23 protein-coding genes, 1 pseudogene and 1 riboswitch are annotated in these 23,391 nt (G+C 67.4%); of the genes and pseudogenes, 10 read left to right on the forward strand and 14 right to left on the reverse strand.

What is annotated here, in order from left to right:
• Window positions 1-622 precede the first annotated feature (622 nt).
• On the forward strand, window positions 623-1,054 hold the full coding sequence (locus ASF08_RS11910; RefSeq protein WP_056145470.1) for a hypothetical protein: 432 nt from the start codon (window positions 623-625) through the stop codon (window positions 1,052-1,054).
• A 184-nt stretch (window positions 1,055-1,238) separates the two neighbouring features.
• On the opposite strand, the gene ASF08_RS11915 is transcribed toward ASF08_RS11910, so the two are convergent.
• The 5 genes from ASF08_RS11915 to ASF08_RS11935 form a co-directional block, all read right to left on the reverse strand.
• A complete protein-coding gene (locus tag ASF08_RS11915) occupies window positions 1,239-1,664 on the reverse strand; it encodes a cupin domain-containing protein (RefSeq protein WP_056145474.1) in 426 nt (141 codons plus the stop codon).
• 84 nt (window positions 1,665-1,748) lie between these two features.
• Window positions 1,749-2,873 (reverse strand): L-dopachrome tautomerase-related protein, encoded by a 1,125-nt coding sequence (locus ASF08_RS11920; protein ID WP_056145477.1) that lies wholly within the window; start codon window positions 2,871-2,873, stop codon window positions 1,749-1,751.
• Window positions 2,874-2,920: 47 nt separating this feature from the next.
• The gene (locus ASF08_RS11925) at window positions 2,921-3,451 is read right to left on the reverse strand and encodes an ester cyclase (protein ID WP_018042912.1); all 531 of its coding nucleotides are present in this window, start codon (window positions 3,449-3,451) and stop codon (window positions 2,921-2,923) included.
• Window positions 3,448-3,849 carry a VOC family protein gene (locus ASF08_RS11930; RefSeq protein ID WP_018042913.1) on the reverse strand — a complete coding sequence of 134 codons (402 nt, stop codon included), beginning with the start codon at window positions 3,847-3,849 and terminating at the stop codon, window positions 3,448-3,450. The genes ASF08_RS11925 and ASF08_RS11930 overlap by 4 nt, the downstream gene beginning before the upstream one ends.
• 10 nt (window positions 3,850-3,859) lie before the next feature.
• Complete coding sequence (locus ASF08_RS11935; RefSeq protein ID WP_018042914.1) at window positions 3,860-4,570, reverse strand: SDR family oxidoreductase; 711 nt, start codon at window positions 4,568-4,570, stop codon at window positions 3,860-3,862.
• Between the two features lie 124 nt (window positions 4,571-4,694).
• Here ASF08_RS11935 and ASF08_RS11940 point away from each other — a divergent pair, with 124 nt between their 5' ends.
• Complete coding sequence (locus ASF08_RS11940; RefSeq protein ID WP_018042915.1) at window positions 4,695-5,609, forward strand: LysR family transcriptional regulator; 915 nt, start codon at window positions 4,695-4,697, stop codon at window positions 5,607-5,609.
• A 139-nt stretch (window positions 5,610-5,748) separates the two neighbouring features.
• Complete coding sequence (locus ASF08_RS24795; protein WP_243910422.1) at window positions 5,749-6,657, forward strand: CsbD family protein; 909 nt, start codon at window positions 5,749-5,751, stop codon at window positions 6,655-6,657.
• Here ASF08_RS24795 and ASF08_RS11950 read toward each other — a convergent pair.
• Window positions 6,567-7,493 carry a LysR family transcriptional regulator gene (locus ASF08_RS11950; protein ID WP_056145478.1) on the reverse strand — a complete coding sequence of 309 codons (927 nt, stop codon included), beginning with the start codon at window positions 7,491-7,493 and terminating at the stop codon, window positions 6,567-6,569. The two genes, ASF08_RS24795 and ASF08_RS11950, sit on opposite strands and share 91 nt — an antisense overlap.
• Window positions 7,494-7,594: 101 nt before the next feature.
• Here ASF08_RS11950 and ASF08_RS11955 point away from each other — a divergent pair, with 101 nt between their 5' ends.
• On the forward strand, window positions 7,595-8,035 hold the full coding sequence (locus ASF08_RS11955; RefSeq protein ID WP_018042919.1) for a DoxX family protein: 441 nt from the start codon (window positions 7,595-7,597) through the stop codon (window positions 8,033-8,035).
• A gap of 42 nt (window positions 8,036-8,077) precedes the next feature.
• A complete protein-coding gene (locus ASF08_RS11960) occupies window positions 8,078-8,986 on the forward strand; it encodes a VOC family protein (RefSeq protein ID WP_018042920.1) in 909 nt (302 codons plus the stop codon).
• A gap of 51 nt (window positions 8,987-9,037) precedes the next feature.
• Here ASF08_RS11960 and ASF08_RS11965 read toward each other — a convergent pair whose 3' ends face one another.
• From ASF08_RS11965 to ASF08_RS11985, 5 genes are all read right to left on the reverse strand, one after another.
• A complete protein-coding gene (locus tag ASF08_RS11965; RefSeq protein WP_018042921.1) occupies window positions 9,038-10,255 on the reverse strand; it encodes a patatin-like phospholipase family protein in 1,218 nt (405 codons plus the stop codon).
• A 56-nt stretch (window positions 10,256-10,311) separates the two neighbouring features.
• Window positions 10,312-10,902 carry a TetR/AcrR family transcriptional regulator gene (locus tag ASF08_RS11970; RefSeq protein ID WP_056145481.1) on the reverse strand — a complete coding sequence of 197 codons (591 nt, stop codon included), beginning with the start codon at window positions 10,900-10,902 and terminating at the stop codon, window positions 10,312-10,314.
• A complete protein-coding gene (locus ASF08_RS11975) occupies window positions 10,899-13,994 on the reverse strand; it encodes an efflux RND transporter permease subunit (RefSeq protein WP_056145484.1) in 3,096 nt (1,031 codons plus the stop codon). Before ASF08_RS11975 ends, ASF08_RS11970 begins: the two co-directional genes overlap by 4 nt.
• Window positions 13,995-14,081: 87 nt before the next feature.
• Window positions 14,082-15,155 (reverse strand): efflux RND transporter periplasmic adaptor subunit, encoded by a 1,074-nt coding sequence (locus tag ASF08_RS11980; RefSeq protein WP_018042924.1) that lies wholly within the window; start codon window positions 15,153-15,155, stop codon window positions 14,082-14,084.
• Window positions 15,152-16,228: an efflux RND transporter periplasmic adaptor subunit gene (locus tag ASF08_RS11985; protein WP_043764499.1), complete on the reverse strand. Its 1,077-nt coding sequence runs from the start codon at window positions 16,226-16,228 to the stop codon at window positions 15,152-15,154. Before ASF08_RS11985 ends, ASF08_RS11980 begins: the two co-directional genes overlap by 4 nt.
• Window positions 16,229-16,462: 234 nt before the next feature.
• On the opposite strand from ASF08_RS11985, the gene ASF08_RS11990 reads away from it, so the two are divergent.
• Both ASF08_RS11990 and ASF08_RS11995 read left to right on the forward strand, forming a co-directional pair.
• The gene (locus ASF08_RS11990; RefSeq protein WP_018042926.1) at window positions 16,463-17,107 is read left to right on the forward strand and encodes a TetR/AcrR family transcriptional regulator; all 645 of its coding nucleotides are present in this window, start codon (window positions 16,463-16,465) and stop codon (window positions 17,105-17,107) included.
• Between the two features lie 20 nt (window positions 17,108-17,127).
• Window positions 17,128-17,571, forward strand: coding sequence for a hypothetical protein (locus tag ASF08_RS11995; protein WP_018042927.1), 444 nt, complete (start codon window positions 17,128-17,130; stop codon window positions 17,569-17,571).
• A gap of 174 nt (window positions 17,572-17,745) precedes the next feature.
• On the opposite strand, the pseudogene ASF08_RS12000 reads toward ASF08_RS11995, so the two are convergent.
• The 3 genes and pseudogenes from ASF08_RS12000 to ASF08_RS12010 form a co-directional block, all read right to left on the reverse strand.
• A pseudogene (locus tag ASF08_RS12000) lies at window positions 17,746-18,384 on the reverse strand (Na+/H+ antiporter NhaA); the annotation flags it as partial.
• A 136-nt stretch (window positions 18,385-18,520) separates the two neighbouring features.
• Window positions 18,521-18,922 carry a DUF190 domain-containing protein gene (locus tag ASF08_RS12005; RefSeq protein ID WP_056145486.1) on the reverse strand — a complete coding sequence of 134 codons (402 nt, stop codon included), beginning with the start codon at window positions 18,920-18,922 and terminating at the stop codon, window positions 18,521-18,523.
• A 10-nt stretch (window positions 18,923-18,932) separates the two neighbouring features.
• Window positions 18,933-20,327, reverse strand: a complete 1,395-nt coding sequence (locus tag ASF08_RS12010) for a voltage-gated chloride channel family protein (protein WP_018042930.1) — start codon at window positions 20,325-20,327, stop codon at window positions 18,933-18,935.
• 23 nt (window positions 20,328-20,350) lie between these two features.
• A riboswitch (Fluoride riboswitch) is annotated at window positions 20,351-20,429 on the reverse strand.
• Between the two features lie 123 nt (window positions 20,430-20,552).
• Between ASF08_RS12010 and ASF08_RS12015 the strand changes: the two genes are divergently transcribed.
• From ASF08_RS12015 to ASF08_RS12025, 3 genes are all read left to right on the forward strand, one after another.
• A complete protein-coding gene (locus ASF08_RS12015) occupies window positions 20,553-21,158 on the forward strand; it encodes a hypothetical protein (RefSeq protein WP_056145489.1) in 606 nt (201 codons plus the stop codon).
• A gap of 16 nt (window positions 21,159-21,174) precedes the next feature.
• Window positions 21,175-21,828, forward strand: a complete 654-nt coding sequence (locus ASF08_RS12020) for a 2,3-bisphosphoglycerate-dependent phosphoglycerate mutase (protein ID WP_156629567.1) — start codon at window positions 21,175-21,177, stop codon at window positions 21,826-21,828.
• A 270-nt stretch (window positions 21,829-22,098) separates the two neighbouring features.
• On the forward strand, window positions 22,099-23,025 hold the full coding sequence (locus tag ASF08_RS12025) for an MBL fold metallo-hydrolase (protein ID WP_056145493.1): 927 nt from the start codon (window positions 22,099-22,101) through the stop codon (window positions 23,023-23,025).
• Window positions 23,026-23,391: the final 366 nt, after the last annotated feature.

Raw genomic sequence — 23,391 nt, forward strand, 5'->3', positions numbered from 1 at the left:
TGAAGGGGCCCGATCGGGCCCCTTCATCGTTCAAGCGGCCGACCGCCACTGGCCTGGTTTTACTCCGCCGCAGCGGCCTGGAATTGGTCCGCCCTTTACATTTTGTGAAGCGGTAGATCGTCTGCTTTAAGCTCCTTCGAGCGTCACAGTGTATTAGCCTTAAGGTCCGAGCTGGGTCGGTACCCGTCCGTCCGCTCTACGACCGGGTTGGGTGGCTTCCTGTCCGTCTGCTTCTGGATGGCTAACGCATCGAAGCGGAAGTTGTCTAATTGCATTGTCGCCGACCTGCCCTAAACCATCTCCCGGCTTGTCCGATGACGTAGTCTTGAGGTATCTACGGTTGGTCGACTAGCCGGAAAAGATACACCGACTTCATAATAACGTATACAAAATAGACACGGCGATCGACATGGAAAATGGAAGATTTATCCAAGCTTGGCGAGACGATTATCGAGGCGAATGATGTTGTCTATCACTAGTTCGCGACCCGGGTAGAAATCAGAGGTATAAGTTACAAGGTTGCAAGGTTGCAAGGTTGCAAGGTAGAAATCTGATTACTTAACGATGGTGTGAACGATCGAACTCAAGTAAATCTCGGCAAAAACGACTTAGGGGTTTTTCCATGGAGCCACGCAACCACACAGCGGCTATCCTTGGCCTCGGTATTGCCCTCTGGTTGGGTCTGTACAATGTGTTACAGCTCGCGGCCGGGCTTTCATCGCAGGCGACAATGGTCATTTCCGGTATAGCGATGTGGTCCGTTTGCATCATCATCGTGAGCGAACGCATCGGATGTCGCTGGGCTAGCCTGAAGGACTATAACACCCTGCACGGGCTCGGGTTTTGTGCACTGCTTCTCCCCGCATGCGAGGGAATATACACCCTAATCCCGACAATTTCCGAGCCAAACCCGCTCGTCTTCATAGGCGCGGGAATTTTCGTCGCAGCCGTTCAAGGCATAATTCACCGCGTCCAATTCTCGCCCGAAGAACGTGAGGCGATCCGCAAACAGCAACGTCGGCGGTTGTCGGAGTCCGAGAAAGTGCACCAATGACCGCGTAGGGTGGATTTCCGCCAGTCCGCTTTCAGGCGGCGGATGTATCAAGCGGACATAGCCTCGAAGACCACTTAAAATCCACTTAACACATGAACGCAGATGTCAACGACCGTTCGATCAAGACTACATAGTGTTTATCAGATTGCGCGCCTGAAGCCGCTCGCCGGGTAACAGATTACGCTCATCGCGTTGGAGCATTGCGGGCCATGAAAGTCTCGGGCGAACCGTCGGCGGGATCGACGATGACGATATCGGAAGGTGCGCGACGCGGCGTATCGACCGAGAGGAAAACCACAGGTTCCTCCAAAAGTGTCGGCAGGGCGTGAACGGTACCACGTTCGAAGAACAGGAGTTCTCCCGGCCCGAACTCTGCCTCCTTTCCGGCATCACCCATCCAGAATGTGCCGCGCCCCGACAGCACGTAGAGGTACTCGTCGCAGGTAGCGTGGTAATGCGGCGGCGTGGGGCGATAGACGCGGAAAACCCGAGCGCTCGCCGCCTCGCGGTCGGTCAGATAAGTGTCGACGAGAAGCGTCTGCGCCGTCTCGGGGAGCGCGGCCGCGATAGCCGTGAGGTCGAAACGTCTGGTCTTTGTCGAGTCCGACATGTTCGCTCCTGAGCGATAATCGTTGGGGCGCGGTTCGTCATCCACCTCATAACAGTGCCGGCCAACTCCGGTCGCTGCCTCGGATCAGCGATGGTCGTTGGGGGCAGGCTTGGCACCGATGTCGAGGGTGAACACCCTCAGTGGCTTCGCCACCCGGTCGACGCCGCCGTTGAAGGGGGCCATTCGATTCAGTTGCGCTGCAGGCATCCACAAACGCCCGTCAGCGTCGATCCACATCGCATCGACCCAGACGAGGCGAGGGTCCCGCACCACTGTTGTGCGGGTTCCGTCGGGCGTGAGCCTCAGCACGGAGAGCTGGTCGGTGTCGCTGACGTAGATGTTGCCCTCGGCATCGATGGCGGTCCCACCGGTCGAAGGCGTATCGGCAAAGCGCTCGACATGGGTGGCGAGGCTCGCCGCATCCAAGTCCGTATCATCGAGATAGCGGGTATCGATGCGCGACATCCGGCCGGAGCTCGGCTGGTAGTAGACCCAGCGCCCGTCGGGGGAGACCTCGATCTGGTCCGCATGGATGTGGAGCGGCTTGCCGTCCGGGCCGTACATCGGTCGACCTTCGGCCGAGACCGCCCGGTCGCTTACGGTCGAGGGGTGACCGTCAAGGACGCGTCGTCCCTGGCCCGAGCCGAGATCCAGTACGATTAGACCAGGCGCGCCGGCATCGGTGAGATAGGCGTGGCCGCCGTTGAAGCGGACATCGTCGACGAAGCTGTCCGCCTTCGTCACCGAGCCCAACGGGTAGACGCGGGCGACCCGGTTCGTCGCGAGGTCGATGCGGATGAGCTTCGGGCCGCCGGGTAGGACGGGGTTTCCGATGCCGGGGGCGCCGGTATCGACCAGCCACAGGGCCCCGTCGGGCCCGATACGCTGGGCGTTGACGCGCACGAAGGCCTTGGACGGGTCCTGGCCCTTCGCCCAGCCGTTCCACGTCACGTCCGGATATGGGACGAGGATGCCGTCCTTCCACTCCACGATCTGCGGACCGGCCGAGCCGTCGAGCCGCGCGAGCACGAGGAAACGGCGCCCATCGGGGGCGATGCTAACCCCGGTCGATGGTGTGTCGAGGGTCATCGCCGTCACGAGGCGGGGATCCTCTTCCGCAAACGCACGAGTGGAGCCGGGCAGTGAGAATGCTCCCGCCAGGAAACACAGGGTAAGGCTCGCGACGATGTTACGACGAGGGACGGTCATGATGCGTTTCCCGATGGTCTGCAGTCCTGGCGAGGTGGCGCTTGGGCTTATGGAGATGGAACGGTGCCAAGCTGCCGAAGCAGGGTAAGGTTGTCCTCGATGTGCCAGTTGGCTGCGATGCGTCCGTCGACGACGCGGTAGATATCGGTGGCGATGAACGCCACCGGCTCGCCCCGGCCCTGGCGACCCTCGAATGTGCCGGTGAAATGACCGCGCAAACGCAGGTGCAGCACGGCCCGGTCGCCCGCCACGATCATCTGTTCGACCTCGCAGGTGAGGTCCGGAACAGCCTTTCGAAAACCTTCCGAGGCCAGGAGCGGTCCGGTCGGACCTTGCACCCGCCCGGGCGGCGGCGTCTCGTCCACAAAGTCCTCGGACAGCGCCGCCCGGGCGTAGGCCGGGTCGCCGGTGTTCCAGAAAGTGGCGTATCGCCGGGCTGCCAGCACCACGGCCTCGCGCTGTTGCGACGCTTGGCCGGGATCGACGACAAGCACGCCTGGCGAGACGAGCGTCTCTGCGGCGGCGGGGGTGGTCGCCAGCACGACGGCCATGGTGGCGAAACGAAGCGACGGGATCATCGGTTGAACTCCTGGCTCATTTCTGTCGGTTCACTGTCGCGGAAGGCGACCTCGATCAGCGTGCCGCCCGGGGCGTGCAGGAAGATGCGGCGTTCGCCGATCTCGGGGAGCTCCATCCGGCTGTAGGGGATGCCATGGTCGTCGAGGCGCCGGCGGAAGGCGTCATGGTCGTCGCGGAGGAAGGCGACGTGGTCGATGCACTCGGCCGACCCGTCCGGAACTGGCACGCCGGCTCGCGCTGGAATGAGGTGCACGATGGGTTCCCCGTCCGCGTAGAGCCAGTGCCCGGGAAAGCCGAAGGCCGGGCGGAAGCCCTCGCTCAGGTCGAAGACATCCGTGAAGAAGCGACGGTGGCCATCCAGGTCGCGGGTGCGGAGCGTGGCGTGGTCGAGGCGCATCGGCGGCCCTTCACGCGATGGTGCCGCCGCCGTCGACGGTGACGGTCGAGCCGGTGGCATAGGGGTTCGTGGCCACGAACAGGATGGCCTGGGCGATGTCGTCGGGATGCCCGATCCGGCGTGCAGGCAGCTGCGCAGCGCGGCGCTCGAACATCGCCTGCCGGTCGGCCGTATCCATCCGCGCATAGAGCGGCGTATCCACGAGCCCCGGCGACACCGTGTTGAACCGGACCGGCGCCCGCTCCAAGGCCAGGCCGCGCGAAAGGGCATCAAGCGCGGCGTTGATCGCCCCCTGCAGGACGGCGGTGGGACTAGGACGGTGACTCAGGTAGCCCGAGACGAAGGTCAGGGATCCGCCGTCGACGATCCGCGCCGACCGGGCGACACGGTAGGCACCCCAGAACTTCGAATCCATCGCCGACCTGGCGTCCTCGAAAGGAAGCTCGGCCACCGAGCCGGCTTTCGTGGAAGCTGCGGCGACGACGATGTGGTCGAAAGGCTTCCTGCCGCCGAAGAAGGCTTCGACTTCGGCTTGCCTGGTGAAATCGAGCGCGGTCGCCTCCGCATCTGCGGCTCGCGCGGCGTCGTCGAGCTTCGCGCCCGGAAGGCCCGCCGCGACGACCCGGGCACCGCTCCGCGCGAAAAGCTGCGTTGTCGCCGAACCAATTCCGCCGGCAGCGCCGACGACGAGGACCGTCCGTCCGTTCAGGTCCAGAGGCATGGCATCAGTCTCCTCTAAGTTGCGCCGGGGAAGCGACCCCGTTCGTCACCACAACCTACCTCTTGCTTTTCGGCTCATAAGCCAGGTTACAGTTGAGTCATTCTTGAAAGAGGGCTGAGGATCGATGCTCGACGATCTGAACGAGTTACGCACCTTCCGTCGCATCGCAGCGCTTGGCAGCCTGACGGCGGCGGCGCGCGATCTCGGGGTCGGGCTGGCTGTTGTGAGCAAGCGCTTGACGACGCTCGAACGCAGGGCCGGTGTGAGATTGATCCAACGCTCCACGCGGAGCCTGTCGATAACGGACGAGGGCCAGACCCTGCTCGTTCAGGTGGAACGGGCGCTGGACGCCATCGAATCCGCCGAGGAGCGCCTCGCGACCGGGCGTGACGAGCCGATGGGATTGCTGCGGGTCGGCGCGCCGGTCTCGTTCGGGCGGCAGCACGTCGCACCGGTCCTGTGCCGCCTCGCGGCACGGCATCCCCGGCTCGAAGTCGACCTCAGGCTCGACGACCGCGTTACCGACCTCATCGGCGAGCGCATCGAGGTGGCAATCCGCATCGGGCCCCCACGCGACAGCACGATGATCATGCGTCGGCTAGCCGACAACCGGCGTATCCTGGTCGCGGCGCCCGACTACCTCGACCGGCATGGACGCCCATCGAAGCCTGAAGACGTCGTCGGCCTGGAAGGCTTGAGCTACGGGGATGCGACGATGCCGTGGCGCTTGCTTGGTCCGGGAGGCGTCGAGACGGAGTTCCGTCTCAGGATGCGCCTTCGCTCGGACAGCGGCGACGCGGTGCACGATTGGGCTCTTGCGGGGGCAGGCATCATGCTGAAGTCCGCCCTGGACCTCTCAACCGACCTCGCCGCGAATCGGCTGGAAAGGGTGCTCCCGGACTATGCGAGCGCGCCGTCGCCGGTCTACGCCCTGTTCGCGTCCGCCCAAACGATGTCGACCAGGGCGAGGGTGTTCATCGATGCGATGGTCGTCGAACTGGCGGATCCCGGGAACGCATCGGCCGTCATGCCCACCTAAGCGGCCATCCCGCCTCCGACGTCTTCAGGAAGGCAAGGCCCACGTGCTCCGCTGACGATCAGGCGGTCATTCGCGCGAGCCCGCTCTCGTCGCGGACAACGCCTAGCGTCCCGACCCTGCGGCCTCCCTATTCCTCACGGTGCACCTCGCGGCTCGGGACGCACGCCCGCCAAGCCGTCCGCGAGGCGCTCGGCTTCGGCCTCACGGTCGGCGAACTCGGTCAAGTCCTCGAAGGCCTCGACCCCACGGACCTGGTCCCGCCGCATCCCGACGAGGACCCGGTGGACTACGGCCCGCGGGCGGCGAGCGAGATCATGGTCCGGTACCTCGTCACCTGAGGAGCGCCGGGCCAAGAACACCACCCCTCTCCAACCCAAGAAGGAACGACAACATAGTCGATACGCATCGCATCACGGGCGCCGCCAAGGAACTCGGCGGCAAGGTACAGGGCGCCGTCGGCGACCTCACAGGTTCGCACCGCCATTCGGCGGAGGGACGTCTTCACGAGGCCGAGGGAGCCGCCGAGAACCTCTACGGCCGGGCACGGGATGCCGTGCGCGACGTCGCGGACCAGGTCGAGGATGCCGCTCGCCACGCCGGCGCCCGAGTCCGGGACGCCGTCGGACATCTCGCCGACCGGGACGAGGTCGAGCATCGCTTGCACCTGGCTAGGGATGCAGCCGAAGCGCATTTCCATGATGCGGAACGAACGGCACGCCACGTCGCCCGGGAGGCCCGCGCCCATGCCGAGGACGCCTATCGCACCGGCGGCCGCCACCTGCACGACGCGAGGCGGCGCATCGAAACTCCGAGCACCCGGTCAACGGGCTGCTCGTCGCCGGTCTTCTCGGCGACGGCCTCTCGCTGCTCGTCCACCGGCGTCACTGACGCCCACGCTGGGTCCCCGAACTCCGGGACGAACGGTCGCCCTGGTCATACGCGCAGCCGCCCCGGCCTTCAGGACACGGGCGGCTGCGCGTCCTCGCCGCCGCCCAGCCTCGCAAGAAGCCAGCGGCCCGCCGGGCCGAGGGGCTCGTCCCGCCGATAGGCCGCGACCAGCGTGATGCGGCGGAGCGCCCCGTTGTCGTTCCAGTCCTCCGTGGGGAGGTGCACGAGGCGGCCCGCGGCAAGGTCATCCGCCACGAGCGCATCGGGGAGCCTGCCCCACCCGATGCCGGCCAGCAGCAGGGCGTGCTTGGCCGCCAAATCCGTCACCCGCCAGGTGTTGGCCGCCGCGACGCCGATCTCCTGGTCGGCGGGCGCTTTCGTGCCTTCCGTCAGCACGATCTGGAGGTGGTCGCGCAACGTCTCGGCACCCAGCGGGCCGGCCAGGGCCGCCAACGGGTGGGACGGCGCGGCCACGTCGATGAGCGTGATCGCCCCGATTACCCGCTTCACCATCGTGTCCGGAAGCAGCATGCCGAACACGACGTGGATGTCCGCGGGCTCCCTCGATCCCGCGCCGTCCCGCACGTCCAACGAGAACGGCTGGATGCCGATGCGGAGCCGGACGCTCGGATAGGCGTCGGCGAAGGCGGCGAAGGCCGGCGCGAGTAGCCCCACCGGCACGAGGGCGCCGAGGCTGAGGTGCAGGCCCGTCTCCAACCCCCGCTTGATCTCCCGGGCCTGGATACGGAACCGGCCGACATCGTCGAGGATGCGGCGCGCCTGGGGCAGCAGCGCCAGACCCGAGGGGCTCAAGGTGGGCCTGTAGACGGTCCGGTCGAAGAGCTCGGTCTCGACCTGCTCCTCAAGCTTCTGGATCGCGTAGGTGATGGCGGATTGGGCCCGGTTGAGCCTGCGCCCAGCCTCCGAGAAGCTGCCGGCCTCCACCACCGCCACGAACACATGGAACTGGTCGAGCGTGAGGGCATCCATCATCATCGTCAGATCCGATGGGGATCATCGAGACAATCCCGGTTTCATCGATGTTCGAGACCTAGCACGTTGTGGGTCGCTCAACACCCAAACCGGAGCCCTCGACGATGTCCCAGACCCTTTCTCCCGCCCTGCGGCCCTCGGACCGGTCTTCCGGCAAGGCCCTCCGCATCGGTCTCTGGATCGCCCAGGGCTTGGTGGCGCTCGTGTTTGTCCTCGCGGGCTTCACCAAGCTGACGACGCCGATCCCCGACCTGTCCACGATGATGCCCTGGACCGGGCAGTTCCCCGAGGCGTTCGTCCGCCTGATCGGCATAGTCGACATCGCGGGCGGGCTCGGGATCATCCTTCCGGCCGCGACCCGCATCCTGCCTCGCCTGACGGTCGTCACCGCGCTCTGCTGCGTGGTGCTGCAACTCCTGGCGATGGCCTTCCACGTCTCGCGTGGCGAGATCCCGGTGCTGCCGCTCAACCTCGTGCTGCTGACCCTCTCGGCCTTCGTCCTGTGGGGCCGCGCCACCAGGGCGCCCATCGCACCGCGCTCGTGATCCTCGAAAGACCCCTCCGACATCCAACCCGGGCCGTTTGCCATGTCCCTGACCGACCAGACCGTCGACCACGACCAAGGATCACCCAGTCTCCTCGACAAGGCACCCGGTCGGATCGGGCGCGTCGACCTCGTCGTCCGCGACCTCGACCGAACCCGTCGCTTCTACGAGGAGACCATCGGCCTCGCCCCGATGGGCCGCGAGGGGCCGACGCTCCACCTCGGCGCCGGTGGCCCGGCCCTTCTGTCCCTGACGCACGAGCCGGACGCCAATGCGCCGGCACCGGGTTCGGCCGGCCTTTTCCATACCGCCTTCCTGCTGCCGTCGCGGAGGCAGCTCGGGGGATGGTTGGATCACGCGATGCGGCGCGGGGTCGTCCTCGAAGGCGCATCGGACCATCGCGTGAGCGAGGCCTTGTACCTCCGCGATCCGGAGGGGAACGGCGTCGAGGTCTATGCGGACCGGCCGAGCGAAACCTGGACGGTCATCGACGACCTCGTCCGGATGAGCAGCGAGCGGCTCGACCTTCGAGAGCTGATGCGGGCCAAGGACCGTCCATGGTCCGGGATGCCGTCAGACGGCTGCATCGGGCATGTCCACCTCCAGGTCGGCGACCTCGCCCTGGCGGATCGGTTCTACGCGACGCTCCTCGGTTTCCAGGCCAACGAACTGGTGCCGAGCGCACGCTTCTACGGCATGGGCGGGTACCATCATCAGCTCGCGGCCAACATCTGGAGAAGCGCCGGGGCCGGACCGCGCAAGCCAGGCAGTGCAGGTCTCGCGGGCTTCGAGATCCTCATGCGCGACGCGGCCTGCCTCACGGCGCTTCGAGCGACCGTGCGGTCCATCCGAGAGGACACCCGAGAGGACGGCGGCGACCTCATCCTCCGTGATCCCTGGAACACATCGGTTCGCGTGAGGAGCGCGTTGGGTCAGGCGAACCCTTTGTGAGGCATCGACCGCGAATCATCGCGGAACGATGCAATCCGAACATCGGCCCCTTCAGAACTCGGATCCCGGGCCTCGCCGAGGCGCTCCGACCGAGCTTGCAACGTCGCCGGGCGCGGTCAGCGGAACCGTGCTGCGCCAGGCGGTCCCGGATCGCGCCTTCCCGAAGCCGGCCAAGTAGAGGCTTCGCATGTACGAGACCTCGAAGCCGTTCACCGTCGTCGGCCTGGGAGCGGCCCCGTCGATGTAGGCGAGGTGGAACCCTGCCCGGTGGCTCGCAGCAAAGGCGTAGGCCGCCGCCAGGCTCGCCGAGCTACGTGCCTGCGCCCCGGTGGCGAGGGTCTGCTGGACGATGGGAAGGGTCTCGGCCCGCACGATCTCGAACTCGGGATCGATCCGCCCGTTCATGAGCACGTAGAAGTCGGCCTTCCCCGGGGCGCCACGGATCCTGTCACCGACGAGCGCCGCCTGGGGCAGGATGAAGACCGGCGCGACCACGGCGCCGTCGACGTGGAGTTCCTGGTGGACGCGTCCCTCGGCCTGCACGTCGAGAAGCTGCGGCCGGAACACCGCCGGCACGCTGGCCGACGCCGTGAGCACGTCACGGAACAGGGCGGCGGCGTTCGGGGCGCCGCTCGCGGCGATGGTGCCCATGTTCCAGACCATGGCCCGCTTGGCGTCGAGGTTCGTGGTCATGACCAGGAGCCGTCGACCCTTCGCGTGCTCGCTTGCCACCGCCGCCAGCAGGTCGGTGGTGACGTATCGCCCGACGAGGTCGCGAAGGCGCTGGTCCCCGAACAACCCCGATCCGAAGACCACGTTGGCGAGGCTGGGATTGGCGACGAGCGAGGACGCGACGCCGCTCGTATAGATCTCGGTGAGGACCGGGTCGTAGGCCGCGCCCAGGAAGGCGAACGGCGCGATCAGCGCCCCGGTGCTGACGCCCGAGACGAGGGAGAACTCAGGCCGCGTTCCCGCCGCCGACCAGCCGTTGAGAACCCCGGCCCCGTAAGCGCCGTCGCCGCCGCCGCCCGACAGCGCCAGGTATGTGAACAGCCTCGAACGCGGCGGCCGGGTCCCCATGAAGGTGGCGTACCGATCCAGGGGGACGTCGGCGAAGATCCGGGCGCCGGGAATCCCCGCCACTTCGGCCGCAGCGGATTCGCTCGCGGTGTAGGGCGTCCGCGGAAGCGAGGCGCAGGCCCCGAGGCTCGACAGGGCGGACGCCGCGAGGACGGCCCGTATCCGGCCTGCGAATGGCATGGTCTTCATCGTAAGCCTCTCGCTTGCCCTCGACCGAGGGTCGGTCACGCGCGCGCTCGGCCGGCTCAGGCTTGGGCGAGGCGCAGAAGGTCCTTCAGGGCCGCGGCCCGCCTGGCCGGGTCGGCCGGTCCCAGCCCGAGGGCGAGGGCGAGCCAGGAGCCCTCGACGAGAGCCCGCACGGCGTCGGCACGGCCCGGGTCGATGCCGTTCAGGTCCGGGCCCAGCCATGCGTCGGAGAAGCCCTGCCACTTGTGGAGCGCCTCCGGGTCGGACAGCAGCGCCGCCAGGATGAGGGACCGGTCGCAGGCAGGGTCCGGCGCGACGAGGGCCTGGACGTAGGCCCTCAGACGACGCCCGCGCGGGTCGGGATCGGCCGCCACGAGACGGAGCAGGTCCCGCTGGAGCCGGTCGATCTGGTCCTCGAGCAACGAGGCCCGCAGCCTCGCCTTGCTGGGGAAGTGATGGAGGAGCCCGCCCTTGCTGGTGCGCGCCTCCCGCGCGACGGCCTCCAACGTCAGCGCCTGGACGCCATGGCGCAGGAGCACGCGGCAAGCGGCCCGGAGGAGCCGCTCCTTGCGGTCAGAGCCCCTCCGGCCGCGGATCGGCGATGCCGGCGGCGTGGCCGATCCCATCGGATCGTGGGCCGCGAGGATCACGCCGGCACCTGACTGTGGCCATGCGGGTCCGCGGCGGTCGCCGCCTTTCCTTCGCCCCGACCGGGCTTGATCCGGTACCAGCCGACATACAGGGCGGGCAGGAAGAACAGGGTCAGGAAGGTGCCGGCGATGATGCCGCCGATCATGGCATAGGCCATCGGCCCCCAGAAGATCTCGCGGGCGATGGGGATCATCGCGAGGCTGGCGGCGGCGGCTGTGAGGAGGATGGGCCGCATGCGATGGCAGGTCGCCTCGACCACCGCGTCCCACCTCGGCATGCCCGTGGCCTCGTAATCCTCGATCTGGGCGACCATGATCACCGAGTTGCGGATGATGATGCCGATGAGGGCCAGCACGCCGAGGATCGCGACGAAGCCGAGCGGCGCCCCCGAGGGCAGGAGGGCCGCCACGACGCCGATGAGGCCGAGGGGCGCGACGCTGACCACCAGGAAGAGCTTCTGGATGCTCTGCAGCTGCACCATGAGGAAGAAGGCCATGGCGAGGAGCATCACGGGCGCCACGGCCGCGATGGGACCGGCACCCTTCCCGCTCTCCTCGACCTCGCCACCCGTCGCGAGGACGTAGCCCGCGGGAAGCGTCTTCCGGAACGCCTCGATCTCGGGCTTCAGGGCGGCCACGACCGTGGCCGCCTGCGTGGCGTCCTTGATGGTGGCCTTGACGGTGATGGTGGGGAGCCGGTCGCGCCGCCAGACGATGGGTTGCTCCAGGTCGTAGCGGATCTTGGCGAAGGCCAGCAGGGAGACGGTGCTGCCGTTGGGGAGCGGGACCTGGAGGCTCTTCAGGGTGTCGATGGAGTGCCGCTCGGCGGCCTGGGCGCGGCTGACCACGTTCACGAGATAGATCGAGTCCCGGACCTGGGTGATGCTGCCGCCGCCCACGACCCCGTTGAGGATGGTGGCGATGTCCTTCGAGGTGATGCCGAGCTGGCGCGCCTTGTCCTGCAGGATCTCGACCTTGAGCACCTTGCCGGGCTCGTTCCAGTCGAGGGTCGGGACGGACAGGCTGGCATTCGCGGCGATGATGTTCGACAGCGTCATCGCCGACTGGCGCACCACCTGCAGGTCGGGGCCGCCGATCCGGTACTGGATCGGGCGTCCGACCGGCGGCCCGATGTCCAGCGGATGCACGAAGACGTCGGTGCCGACGAAGTCCCGCTTCGCGACCTCGCTCAGGCGCGCGATGGTGCGGCCGCGCGCTTCCAGGGAGGCCGTCTCGATGACGATCTGGCCGAAGAAGGCGTTGGCGAGTTGCTGGTCCAGCGGAAGGTAGAAGCGGACGGCGCCCTGTCCGACGTAGGAGGTCCAGTGCCGGATCTCGGGATCGCCCTTCAGCACGCTCTCGAAGCGGTCCATCTGGGCCTGCGTCTCGCCGATGCTGGCACTCTGCGGCAACGTCATGTCGACGAGGACCTCGGGCCGATCCGAGGACGGGAAGAACTGCTGCTGCACGAAGCCGAGGCCGTAGACGGAGGCCCCGAGCAGCGCGACGCAGACCGTCACGGTCAGCCAGCGATGGCGCATGGCGGGCAGGAGCAGGGCGCGGAAGGCAGAGAGCGTACGGCTCGGCTTGTCGTGGTGGCCCTTGATCGTCTTCGGCAGGATCTTGACCCCGATCAGGGGGGTGAACGCCACGGCCACCACCCATGAGACGAGGAGCGAGACCGCGATGACGACGAAGAGCGAGTAGGTGTACTCGCCCGCCGACGAGCCGTTGAAGCCGATGGGGATGAAGCCGGCTACGGTCACGAGCGTGCCCGTCAGCATCGGGAAGGCGGTGGAGGTGTAGGCGAAGACGGCGGCCTTCTGCAGGCTGTCGCCGACCTCCAGGCGCGCGACTATCATCTCGACGGAGATCATGGCGTCGTCGACGAGGAGGCCGAGCGCGATGATGAGGGCGCCGAGCGAGATGCGCTGGAGCGTCACCCCCATGGCGTCCATGATCACGAAGGTGATGGCCAGGACCAGCGGGATGGAGAGCGAGACGACGAGGCCGGCGCGCCATCCCAGGCTGATGAAGCTCACCGCCAGCACGATCACCACCGCCTCGATCAGGGCCTGGACGAAGCCGCCCACGGCCTCCTCCACGATCTTGGGCTGGTCGGAGACGAGATGGATGCCGACCCCGGCGGGCAGGTCGGCTTCGAGCTCCCGCATCTTCTCCTTCAACGCCTCGCCGAAATGCAGGAGGTTGGCGCTGGCCTGCATGGCGACGGCGAGCCCGATGGCAGGCTGTCCGTCGTAGCGGAACAGCGCCTCGGGCGGATCGGTGAAGCCGCGGGAGATCTCGGCCACGTCCGAAAGCCGGAAGAAGCGGTCGTTGATCCGAAGGTTGATGGCCCTCAGGCTGTTCTCGTCCGTGAACTGCCCGCCGACGCGTACGCTGATCTGCTCGGGACCGGCCTGGATCACGCCCGAGGGCTGGACGGCGTTCTGGGCCTGGAGGGTGTTGATGACGCTCTGCATGTCGATGCCGAGCGCGGCGAGCTTGCGCACCGAGAAGTCGAGGTAGATCACCTCGTCGCGCGCGCCCAGGACCTGGGTCTTGCCGACGTTCTCCACGGCCAGGACGCCGGTGCGCACCTGCTCGACGTAGTCGCGGAGCTGACGCATCGAGAGGCCGTCCGACGTGAAGGCGTAGATGTTGCCGAACACGTCGCCGAACTCGTCGTTGTAGCCCAGCGGCTGGACGCCCTGCGGGAACGTGCCCTGGATGTCGCCGAGGCGCTTGCGCACCTGGTAGAACAGCCACGGGATGGTCTTGGGGGGCGTGGTCTCGCGAAGGTTCACGAACACCGTGGTCTGGCCCGGGGTCGTGTAGCTCTTCGTGTAATCGACCGCGTTGATCTGCTTGACCTCCTTCTCGATGCGCTCGGTGACCTGTTGGAGCGTCTCGTCGATGGTGGCGCCCGGCCAGCGGGCCTGGACGACCATGGTCTTGATCGCGAAGGCCGGGTCCTCCTCGCGCCCGAGCTTGGTGTAGGCCATGGCCCCGGCCAACAGGGCGATGGCCATGAGGAACCAGATGAAGGACCGGTGGGACAGCGCCCATTCCGAGATGTTGAAGGATTTCATCGGCGCATCCTCGCGAGGCGCGACAGGTCCGGGACCCGCGGGTGAACGGAAAGGGCGATTGAAGGGGAAGGGCGAGGCGGATCGGGCCTAGAGGCCGGTCTCGGGAAGCCGGACCGCCTGGCCCTCGGCGAAGCCGTGGACGCCGGCGACGGCGACCTTCTCGCCGGCCTTGAGACCGGTGCCGACGAAGGCGCGACCCTCCTCGCGTTCCAGGATCGTGACCTCGCGGCGGTTGATGGTCCTGCCATCCGGGGCGACGACCCAGACCGCGGCATGGCCGTCGTCCTCGACGAGGGCCGTCGACGGCACGGGGAAGCGCGGGGAGACCGGGCGCTCGAACGCGACCGTGACGGTATTGCCGAGGCGGAAACCGTCGGGCGGATCGATCAGGGACATGCGCACGCGTCGCGTCCGGGTCGAGGCTTCGGCCAGGGGACCGATCTCGCGCACGCGGGCCCAGGCGGTGACCTCGGGCACCTCCTGAAGCCGGACGGTGAACTCGATGTCCTTCGGCAATTCGTCGATCAGATCGTCCGGGATGTCGACCACGGCCTCACGCACGTCGGGACGCGCCATCGTGACCACCACCTGCCCCGGCGGGACCACCTGCCCGACCTCGGCGCTCCACGCCGTGACGACGCCGTCGAAGCCCGCGGTGAGCGTGGCGTAGCCGAGCTCGTCCGTGGCCTTCTGCAGGGCGGCCTTGGCCTGGGCCAGCCGGGCGTCGGCGGTGTCGCGATTGGCCACCGCCCCGTCGAGCTGGGCCTGCGTCACGGCGCTGTTGTTCTCGAACAGGATGCGTTGCCGCCCCTCGGCGGCCGAGGCGTTCTTCACCTGCGCCTGGGCATCGGCCAAGTCGGCGCGGGCCCGCACCAGGGCGAATTGCTGCACGGTGGGATCGAGGGCGGCGAGCCGCGTGCCCTTGGCGACCTGGTCGCCGACGAAGGCGTCGCGGGCGACGATGCGACCGCCGATCCGGAAGCCGAGTTGGCTCTCGTAGCGTGGCTGGACCGTGCCCGCGAAGGGGCCGAATATCCGGGCTTCCTCCAGTGCCACGGTCGTCGTCAGGACCGGGCGGACCGGCGGCGGGGCCTCGGCCTTCTGCTCCTTGCAGCCCGAAAGGACGACGAGGACGGCGATGGGGAGGACGAGGCGGCTCACGGCGTGCCCTTTCCGGCGACGGTGACCTTTCGGCCCGGTGACAGGAACTGGATGCCGGCGGTGACGACCTCCTCGCCAGGCTCGACGCCACCGGCGAGGACGATGCCCGAGCCTTCGTAGCGGTCGATCTCGACGGGCTTGGGCGACACGCTCCCCGTTCCCGGGTCGAGGACCCAGACCGCCGACGCGTCCTTCCAACGGAAGAGCGAGCTCCACGGCAGGGTCACCGCATCCCGCGGGCGCAGGCGGGCACGTCCGAGGACCACCGCCCCCAGCGACATCCCGGCCGGCACCGTGTCGAGACCGATCTTCACACGGACGCCGCCGGAGTTCGTGTCCACGGTGGGGGAGATCTCCCGCACGGTCCCGACGGTGGTCACGCGCGGGTCGGCCTGGAGCGAGACGTCGACCTTCCGGCTCTCAGGGGGCGGCTCCAGCAGGATCGTCGGGACCGTGAAGACGGCGTCGCGACTCCCGTCCTGCGCCAGCGTGAACACGGTCTGGCCCGAGGAGACCACCTGGCCCGCCTCCGCGCTGCGGGCGGTGATGATGCCGGCCACGCCGGTTCGAAGCTCGGTGTAGGTGAACTGCTCCTTGGCCGTCCCGAGGGCCGCCCGGGCCGAATCGACCGACGCCTGCGTCGTTCGAAGCTGCTGCTCCGCCCCGTCGTAGGTGGTGCGGGTGGTGTAGCCGCTCCTCATCAGGGTCTGCTGGCGCTCGAAGTTCACCTTGGCCTGTGTGAGGAGCGCCTCGGCGGAGTTCAGCGCGGCCTGGGCGGTGTCGACGTTGACCTGTTGCTCCTGCGGCTCCAGCCTCGCGATGACCTGATTGGCCTGGACGTGGTCCCCGACCTCGGCAAGGCGCTCCGCGATCTTGCCGGTCACGCGGAAGGAGACGTTGGATAGATACTTCGCCTGGATGTCCCCGCTCAGCACCACGTCCTCCGAGACCGGGGTGCGGATCGCGGTGACCGTCTTCACGGAGACCGCCTCGGTCGTAGGCCGACCGTCGGCCGCAACCGCATCGGCGGCGGCGAGCAGCGCGACCGAAACAAGCGTCAGGCGGGTCATCATGGGATCGGGCTCCGTGTCACCCGCGTGGATGGGAGGCGAAGGAGCGGCTGCGAGGGGGCGGAGCAGCCGCTCCTTCTTGGCCGTCGAACCTGAGGAGGGGGCGACGGCCATTCCGGTGCCCCGGGATGGGGCGAAAAGGTTTTCCCGGGGCGGCGATACGGCCATGACGGCGACGCGCTTGCCGGGATGCCCATGATCTACTAATAACTAACCAGTCAGTCAACAAGGAATGCAATGAGCAAGGTGGCGGTCGGACCCAGGCAAAGACGCAAGGAAGCGCGACCGGGCGAGATCCTGGAGGCGGCGTTCGAGGAGTTCGCCCTAAAGGGCTTCGCCGGGACGCGGGTCGACGACGTGGCCCTGCGCGCCGGGATCACGAAGGGCACGGTCTACCTCTACTTCCCGAGCAAGGAGGATCTTTTCGTCGCCACCTTCAAGGAAATGGTGCAGCCCACCCTCGACCTACTCGCCAGCTTGGCGACCAATCCGAAGGGCCCGGCGATGGAGATCCTCCGGGCCTACTTCCGGTTCGTCTACGACGCCCTGGTCCATGACCGACGCGGCCGGGAGTTGCTCCGGCTGCTGCTAGCCGACGGGACACGCTTTCCGGAACTGGCTGTGCGGTGGCACGACGAGGTCATCGGGCCGGTGAACGCCCGGTTGGCCGCCGTCCTCGCCTACGGTGTGGAACGCGGCGAATTCCGGCCTGTCGCCGCTAGCGAGTTCCCGAACCTGATGATGGCAGCGGCCGTGTCCGCCTCGATCTGGCGCACGCAGTTCGGGGATGCCTACCCCATGGATATGGCCGCCTACTTCGACGCCCACCTCGACATGCTTGAACGGACCCTCGTCGTGGGTCGCGCAGGCGAAGGTCGCTGAGATTCGATCAGGAGGACGTCATGGAAATCGCGGTCCTTACGGCCGCCACCGGCCTGGCCGGCTCCCTCGTGGGCGCGGCCTCGTCGTTGGTGACGACGTGGCTGACCCAGAACGGCGCGCGCAAGGCGCAATGGCAGGTGCAGGAGGCGGGGAAGCGCGAGGCGCTCTACGACGAGTTCATCGCCGAGGCGTCGAAGTGTCTGGCCGACGCGATCACCCACGACCCAGAGGGCCCGGAGGTGGTCGTCGGCATGTTCGCCCTCATCGGCCGCATGCGCCTGAGGTCGACGCGCCCGGTGATCGAGGCGGCCGAGCGGCTGCTTTCACAGGTGGTCGCCATCTATGCCTCGCCGAACCTGACCTTCGCCGAGATCCAGGACAGGATCAGACAGGGGAAGGACGCGGACCCCCTCGCCGACTTCGGCGAGACCTGCAGACGGGAACTTGAAGTTCTCCGTATCTAGAACGCCCCCGAAACGCAGTGGCACGCACCACAATAGATCCGATAGGGAACGGTCACAAAAATACACATCCGAGTTTTATAATCGATAGGGCACTTATTTTCCGGTAAATTCGGTATTCAATAATTTATTGGCAACCATGCTTGATGGTCCGGATGCAGCAGGGGGGGGATAAGACAGCACGGCGCCGAGGACGAGGTAGGGCGTCAGCCGGCTCACCCCCGCCTTGTTCATGCCGAACAGGACCGCGAACACGGCCGCCGCCCCGGCGAGCATCGGAAGCGACAGGTCCGCGGTGTAGAAGGCTGCGATGATGAGCACCGCCCCGAGGTCGTCGATGATGGCGAGCGCGGTCAGGAAGATCTTGAGCGACACGGACACCCGCGATCCGAGCAGGGCCAGCACCCCGAGGGCGAAGTCAATGTCGGTCGCGGTCGGGATCGCCCAGCCGCGCAGGGTCTCGGGCGAGTGCCGGTTCACCGCGACGTAGATCAGCGCCGGAGCGACCCTGCCGCCAAGCGCCGGGACGCCAGGCAGCACTCGGTCCGGCCAGGTCAGCAGGCGCCCATCAAGGACCTCCCGCTTGATCTCCAGGCCGACGAGCAGGAAGAACGCCGCCATCAGACCATCGTTGACCCAGTGCAGGACGCTGAGGCCGCCGACGTATGTCTTGAGGACTGGGAAGTGGGCGTCCGACCAGCCGGAGTTCGCGATGGCGAGCGCCAGGGCGGCGCTCGCCATCAGGATCAGGCCGTCGGATGCCTCCCCCTGGAGGACGTTACGCAGGGCGGAGATCGGGCGAAGCGGCAAGGGCATAGGTCTCCCGCGCTGGCGGTCCGACCAGCGCTGAAGCCTGCCGGTCCGAAGGTCGGACCGCGCACCCATGGCCGGCTATCGCATCCGTTGGCCTATCCGGCGCTCCGATGCCTGGAACGGCCCGGGACGGTCCAGGTCAGGCAGCCCGCCCCGCCGCGCCGACGCCGACATGGCTGACGCTCCAGTGCTCAAGGTGCTTGTAGACGATGACCTTGTTCGCGAGTTGGGCACCGTGCCGGCCGCAGAAGCCTTCGAGCTGCTCGCAGGTACCGATCAGCTCGACGCACATGGTCAGCTCGGGGTTGAGCGACTCGGCCCCATCGTCCTGGATCGGCCCATGGTTGCTGTAGCCGTGGTGGGACTGGTGGGCGACGGCGTTCATGAGGCCCTCCGCCTTGGCCTGGGCGACGAGCTCCCGATAGAGCGGCCTGCCGCCGGAAAACCATCCGGTCCGACCGGTGCCCGCCCGGTCCCGGGGCCTCATGTAGATCCGGATCATGCCGGTCTCGGTCGCGACGACGCGATGCGAAGCGTTCATGTCGGCTCCTTCAGTGGACGGTGGACGAGGGGGCGGGCCGGGGCCCGACGGCCGGCGCGCGCCCCGACCGCGCCTCGCGCAAGGTCGCGCCGCCGGCGATGCCTGTCGCCGCCTTCGGGACGGCGATGCGCTGCGACAGGTAGATGCCGTTGTGGCCCGAGCAGAGGTACGCGAGGAAGCAGGCCACCGCGAGGTAGACCCCGTGCGTCGCGCCGAAGAGCTCGATGCCCATCAGCGTGCAGGCGAGCGGCGTGTTGGCGGCGCCCGCGAAGACCGCGACGAACCCCAGCGCCGCGAACAGGTCCACCGGCGCGCCGAGCAATCCGGCCAGGGCGTTGCCGAGCGCGGCCCCGATGAAGAACAGGGGGGTGACCTCGCCGCCCTTGAACCCCGCGCTCAAGGTCACGACCGTGAACAAGATCTTGAGGGCCCAGCTCCAGGGGTGCACGTCCGGACCGAAGAAGGTGTTGATGGTCATCCCGCCGGGGTCGGCCGCCGAGACGCCGAGCCCGAGGTAGTCGCGCGTCCCGAGGGCGTAGACGAGGCCGATCACGGCCAGACCGCCGATCACCGGGCGAAGCGGTCCGTACGGGACCAAGCGCTTGAGCCACCCGCCGAGGAGGTGGTTGGCCTCCGCGAACAGCAAACCGACGAGGCCGAACGCGACGCCGGCGACGGCGACCTTGGCGAGAAGCAGTGGATCGACGGTCAGGGCCTTCGCGCCGCCGGCGAGGAAGTCGACGTGGTAGAATCCGTGGTGGATGCCCCAGGCTTGGCAGGTCCAGTCGCCGACCACCGCGGCGAGGAGGCAGGGTACCAGGGCGGCATACTCGACGCGACCGACCGCGAGCACCTCCAGCGCGAACACCGCACCGGCGATGGGGGTGCCGAAGACCGCACCGAAGCCGGCGGCGATGCCCGCCATCAGGAGGACCCGGACCCCGGCCGCATCCACCCCGAAGAGCTTGCCAAAGCCGCTGGCGAGGCTTCCGCCCATCTGCACCGCAGTGCCCTCGCGCCCGGCCGACCCACCGAACAGGTGCGTGACGATGGTGCCGAGAAAGATCAGCGGCGCCATCCGGAGCGGCACGCCGCCGTCCGGATCGTGGATCTCCTCGACGATGAGGTTGTTGCCGGCCTCCACGCTCTTCCCGAACAGAAGATAGAGAAGACCCACGGCGAAACCGCCGACGGGAAGCAGGAACAGCAGCCAGGGATGGTCGAAGCGCGCCTCGGTGGCCGCGTCGAGGCTCCACAGGAAGGCGGCGCAGAGGGTGCCCACGGCAACGGCCATCGGCAACAGGATGACCGACCAGCGCGCCACCGAGATGGCGTGCGACCGGCGTGTCCGCAGGAAGCCGGCTAGATCGAGGTCGTGGAAAAGGTTCCGGAACGACGCGCGCATGACTCCTCCAGTTCGCAAAAGCGCGAAAAGTAGGAGTCATCAGCCGCATCAGGGATCGGCGGTTCGGCTCAAAGCCCGGCAGACACCATTACCGTGCTGGGCTTATTCGCGATTGCCTCAAGGCGGTCAATCCCGGGGGATCGATGGAGGTCGGGCGCCACGAAATCCGCGAACGGGTCGGCCAGCGGTGATAGGAGCGGGCGAGCCAACCCCGGGGACCCATTCATGACCATCTCGTGGCTCGGTGCCCTGATCACCTTCCAGGTGACCTTCACCGAACTCTTCATCGCCGCCTCGGTGATGCTGACCGGCGCCTACCGGTTCGGATGGCGGAGCATCCTTGCTGGCTCCGTCGTCGGCGCGCTCGCCGTTGCCGCGCTCGCGGTCGCCCTTCGCTCGGCGGCCTACCTTCTGGCGCTGAACGTGATCGATTGGATCTCGGCGGTCCTGCTTCTCGGCTTCGGCCTCTACCTCGCCTACGAGTTCGTCGACGGGTATTCGAAACGGCGCGCGGGAGATGCGGCCGCGTCGGTGGATGGGCACTGGAACCGCCCCCTGAACGCGGCGGGCCTCGGCGTCGCGGCATGGGCCCTCGTCGCCGAGGGGTTGGAGATCCTCGTGGTCTGGCTCGGCGTGGCGCTACGCGAAGGCGCGGGGACCGCAACGCTCGGCGTCGGTCTCGGCCTGGCCGTCGTCGTCGGAGCGGGGCTCGTCCTTGGCGGGACCGGGGTCTACCGGAAGGTGACGCCCTACGTCCTCGACGGTGTCGCCGCCGTCATGGTGCTGGGTTACGGCGCCTACTTCACGTCGCTTGCCATCATGCAATCCTAAGCGGTCGAGCGAGACATTGACGCAAGCCTCCGTGGTCGCCTCGGTCGAACATCCACCGATCCGACAGCTGGTTCTGGTCAGGCACGGCGAGAGCCGGGCGAACGCCGAAGGCCTGTTCACGGGGATGATCGACGCGCCCCTGACCGAGAGGGAGCGACGGGAAGCCGAGGCGGCCGGATCGCACCTCGGACGGGAGGGCTTCCGGTTCGACGCGGCATTCACCTCGACCCTGTCGAGGGCCATCGACACCGCGCGCCTGGCGCTCGATGCCCTCGGTCAGCCCGCGCTGGTCCCCGACCGCACCGCAGCCCTGGACGAGCGCGATTACGGCGACATGAGCGGGCTCGACAAGGCGACCGCCGCCCTGCGTTTCGGGCCGGAACGGATCGAGGGCTGGAGGCGCTCCTATGCGGGTACTCCGCCCGGGGGCGAGAGCCTCCGCGACACCGTTGCCCGGGTGGTGCCCTTTTACCTGAGGCATATCCAGCCGGCGACGATGCGGGGTCCGACGCTGGTCGTCGCCCACGGCAACTCGTTGCGGGCCCTGGTGATGGCCCTCGAAGGATTAGGGCCGAACGCGATCGAATCTCTCAAACTTGCGACCGGATCAATTCGGATCTACGGGTTCGGGCTCGACACGGCCATCGTTTCGCGCTGGCTGATCGGCTAGCGGACGACTGCTTCCGGGTCCAGCGCGCGTTACCTTGAGCGGCGAAATTGGGTCGGGACCCGCCCGTCTGCGCCACGGCCAAGAGGTGTGGAAGGAAGACCGTATCCTTGAGGGCGTTTCGACCGAAGCGGTCATCCACCGGCCTCGATCCCTGACAACACATGTCACATTCGCGGACCCGGTCTCGTCCTGTGTGAAGGCGCGCGTTTCCGGATCCTAGTGAGCCGGATGTCCGCGCGTCCCGATCAAGGGGCGACCATGGACACTTCAATGACCGGCCAAACCGATACGAGAGATCCTCACCGAGCGCGTCCAAGTTCGGAGGAATTGGTGCCGTCACGATACGCGGTGCGCATCGGCGAGATCGACGTGCTGGTCGTCAGCGATGGGGTCTTGCCCCTTCCGACGGCAATGCTCGCTCACAATGCAGACCCAGCGCTTCGGGCGGAATGGCTGGACGACATGTTCCTAGCGCCGGACGCATTCGACTGGCCGCTGAATGCCGTTTTGGTGCGAAGCGGCGAGCAGACCATCCTCATCGATGCCGGACTCGGGTTGGATCCGAACCTGGATCTGCCGCGAGCCGGCCAGCTGGTCAAACGTCTGGAAGCGGGCGGAATCGATCTGGCGTCCGTGACCGACCTGGTGCTGACGCACATGCACATGGACCATATCGGCGGGCTCCTCATCGACGGGGTGAAGGAACAGTTGCGGCCCGACCTGCAGATCCACGTGGCGGCCGCCGAGGTCGCGTTCTGGGAAGCACCCGATTTCTCCCGCACCTCGATGCCGACGGGCTTCCCGGACGCCCTGCGATCCACCGCCAAACGGTTCTCGGAGGCATACAGCAGCCATCTGCGAACCTTCGAGAATGCGCATGAGGTCGCGCCGGGGGTGGTAGTCCATCGCACCGGGGGCCACACCCCCGGGCACAGCGTGGTCCGCGTGACATCCGGCGGAGAGCGGCTCACGTTCGCCGGCGACGCCATCTTTCCGGTAGGCTTCGACCAGCCCAGCTGGCACAACGGTTTCGAGCACGACCCCGAGGAGGCAGCCCGCGTTCGGATCCGTCTTCTCCGGGAATTAGCCGGGACCAGGGAACAGTTAGTGGCCACGCACCTGCCGTTCCCGTCCGTCGGCCGGGTCGCCGCCGATGGCGATGCCTTCCGTTGGGTGCCGGTGTTCTGGGATTACTGACCACGCCTCCAGCAAGGACCAAGTCAGCGGCAGCGTCGGGGCAGAACCTGCGGCGTTGCCGACCGAACCGCCGTCGTCCCCGAGGGTGGCTCGGAAAGCGGCGGTTCTGCGAACCGCGCCGCAGGGACTTCCCGCATGTGATGCGGGAGGCGCCGCAGCGAACGCCTCGATAATGACCGCCGTGCCTGCTGTGGCGGGACCACAACGATGCCGGACGGTACGTACCGGCATCGATCACGCATCGACCTGTCTCGGTATATGATCGAGTGTCCGACGTCAGCACCTGTGGGACAGATTGAGGGTCTTCACGAACGGAGGATGGCTGGTTCATCGTAGCCCCTAAGGAGCGAAGATGAAGCAGACATC

This window comes from Methylobacterium sp. Leaf85 (assembly GCF_001422125.1).
In the GTDB taxonomy this organism is placed as follows: domain Bacteria; phylum Pseudomonadota; class Alphaproteobacteria; order Rhizobiales; family Beijerinckiaceae; genus Methylobacterium; species Methylobacterium bullatum.

Coding starts and splice junctions, on each gene's coding strand:
- ASF08_RS11910 (WP_056145470.1), top strand. CDS start 623: ATGGAGCCACGCAACCACACAGCGGCTATCCTTGGCCTCGGTATTGCC.
- ASF08_RS11915 (WP_056145474.1), bottom strand. CDS start 1,664: ATGTCGGACTCGACAAAGACCAGACGTTTCGACCTCACGGCTATCGCG.
- ASF08_RS11920 (WP_056145477.1), bottom strand. CDS start 2,873: ATGACCGTCCCTCGTCGTAACATCGTCGCGAGCCTTACCCTGTGTTTC.
- ASF08_RS11925 (WP_018042912.1), bottom strand. CDS start 3,451: ATGATCCCGTCGCTTCGTTTCGCCACCATGGCCGTCGTGCTGGCGACC.
- ASF08_RS11930 (WP_018042913.1), bottom strand. CDS start 3,849: ATGCGCCTCGACCACGCCACGCTCCGCACCCGCGACCTGGATGGCCAC.
- ASF08_RS11935 (WP_018042914.1), bottom strand. CDS start 4,570: ATGCCTCTGGACCTGAACGGACGGACGGTCCTCGTCGTCGGCGCTGCC.
- ASF08_RS11940 (WP_018042915.1), top strand. CDS start 4,695: ATGCTCGACGATCTGAACGAGTTACGCACCTTCCGTCGCATCGCAGCG.
- ASF08_RS11950 (WP_056145478.1), bottom strand. CDS start 7,493: ATGATGATGGATGCCCTCACGCTCGACCAGTTCCATGTGTTCGTGGCG.
- ASF08_RS11955 (WP_018042919.1), top strand. CDS start 7,595: ATGTCCCAGACCCTTTCTCCCGCCCTGCGGCCCTCGGACCGGTCTTCC.
- ASF08_RS11960 (WP_018042920.1), top strand. CDS start 8,078: ATGTCCCTGACCGACCAGACCGTCGACCACGACCAAGGATCACCCAGT.
- ASF08_RS11965 (WP_018042921.1), bottom strand. CDS start 10,255: ATGAAGACCATGCCATTCGCAGGCCGGATACGGGCCGTCCTCGCGGCG.
- ASF08_RS11975 (WP_056145484.1), bottom strand. CDS start 13,994: ATGAAATCCTTCAACATCTCGGAATGGGCGCTGTCCCACCGGTCCTTC.
- ASF08_RS11985 (WP_043764499.1), bottom strand. CDS start 16,228: ATGATGACCCGCCTGACGCTTGTTTCGGTCGCGCTGCTCGCCGCCGCC.
- ASF08_RS11990 (WP_018042926.1), top strand. CDS start 16,463: ATGAGCAAGGTGGCGGTCGGACCCAGGCAAAGACGCAAGGAAGCGCGA.
- ASF08_RS11995 (WP_018042927.1), top strand. CDS start 17,128: ATGGAAATCGCGGTCCTTACGGCCGCCACCGGCCTGGCCGGCTCCCTC.
- ASF08_RS12005 (WP_056145486.1), bottom strand. CDS start 18,922: ATGAACGCTTCGCATCGCGTCGTCGCGACCGAGACCGGCATGATCCGG.
- ASF08_RS12010 (WP_018042930.1), bottom strand. CDS start 20,327: ATGCGCGCGTCGTTCCGGAACCTTTTCCACGACCTCGATCTAGCCGGC.
- ASF08_RS12015 (WP_056145489.1), top strand. CDS start 20,553: ATGACCATCTCGTGGCTCGGTGCCCTGATCACCTTCCAGGTGACCTTC.
- ASF08_RS12025 (WP_056145493.1), top strand. CDS start 22,099: ATGACCGGCCAAACCGATACGAGAGATCCTCACCGAGCGCGTCCAAGT.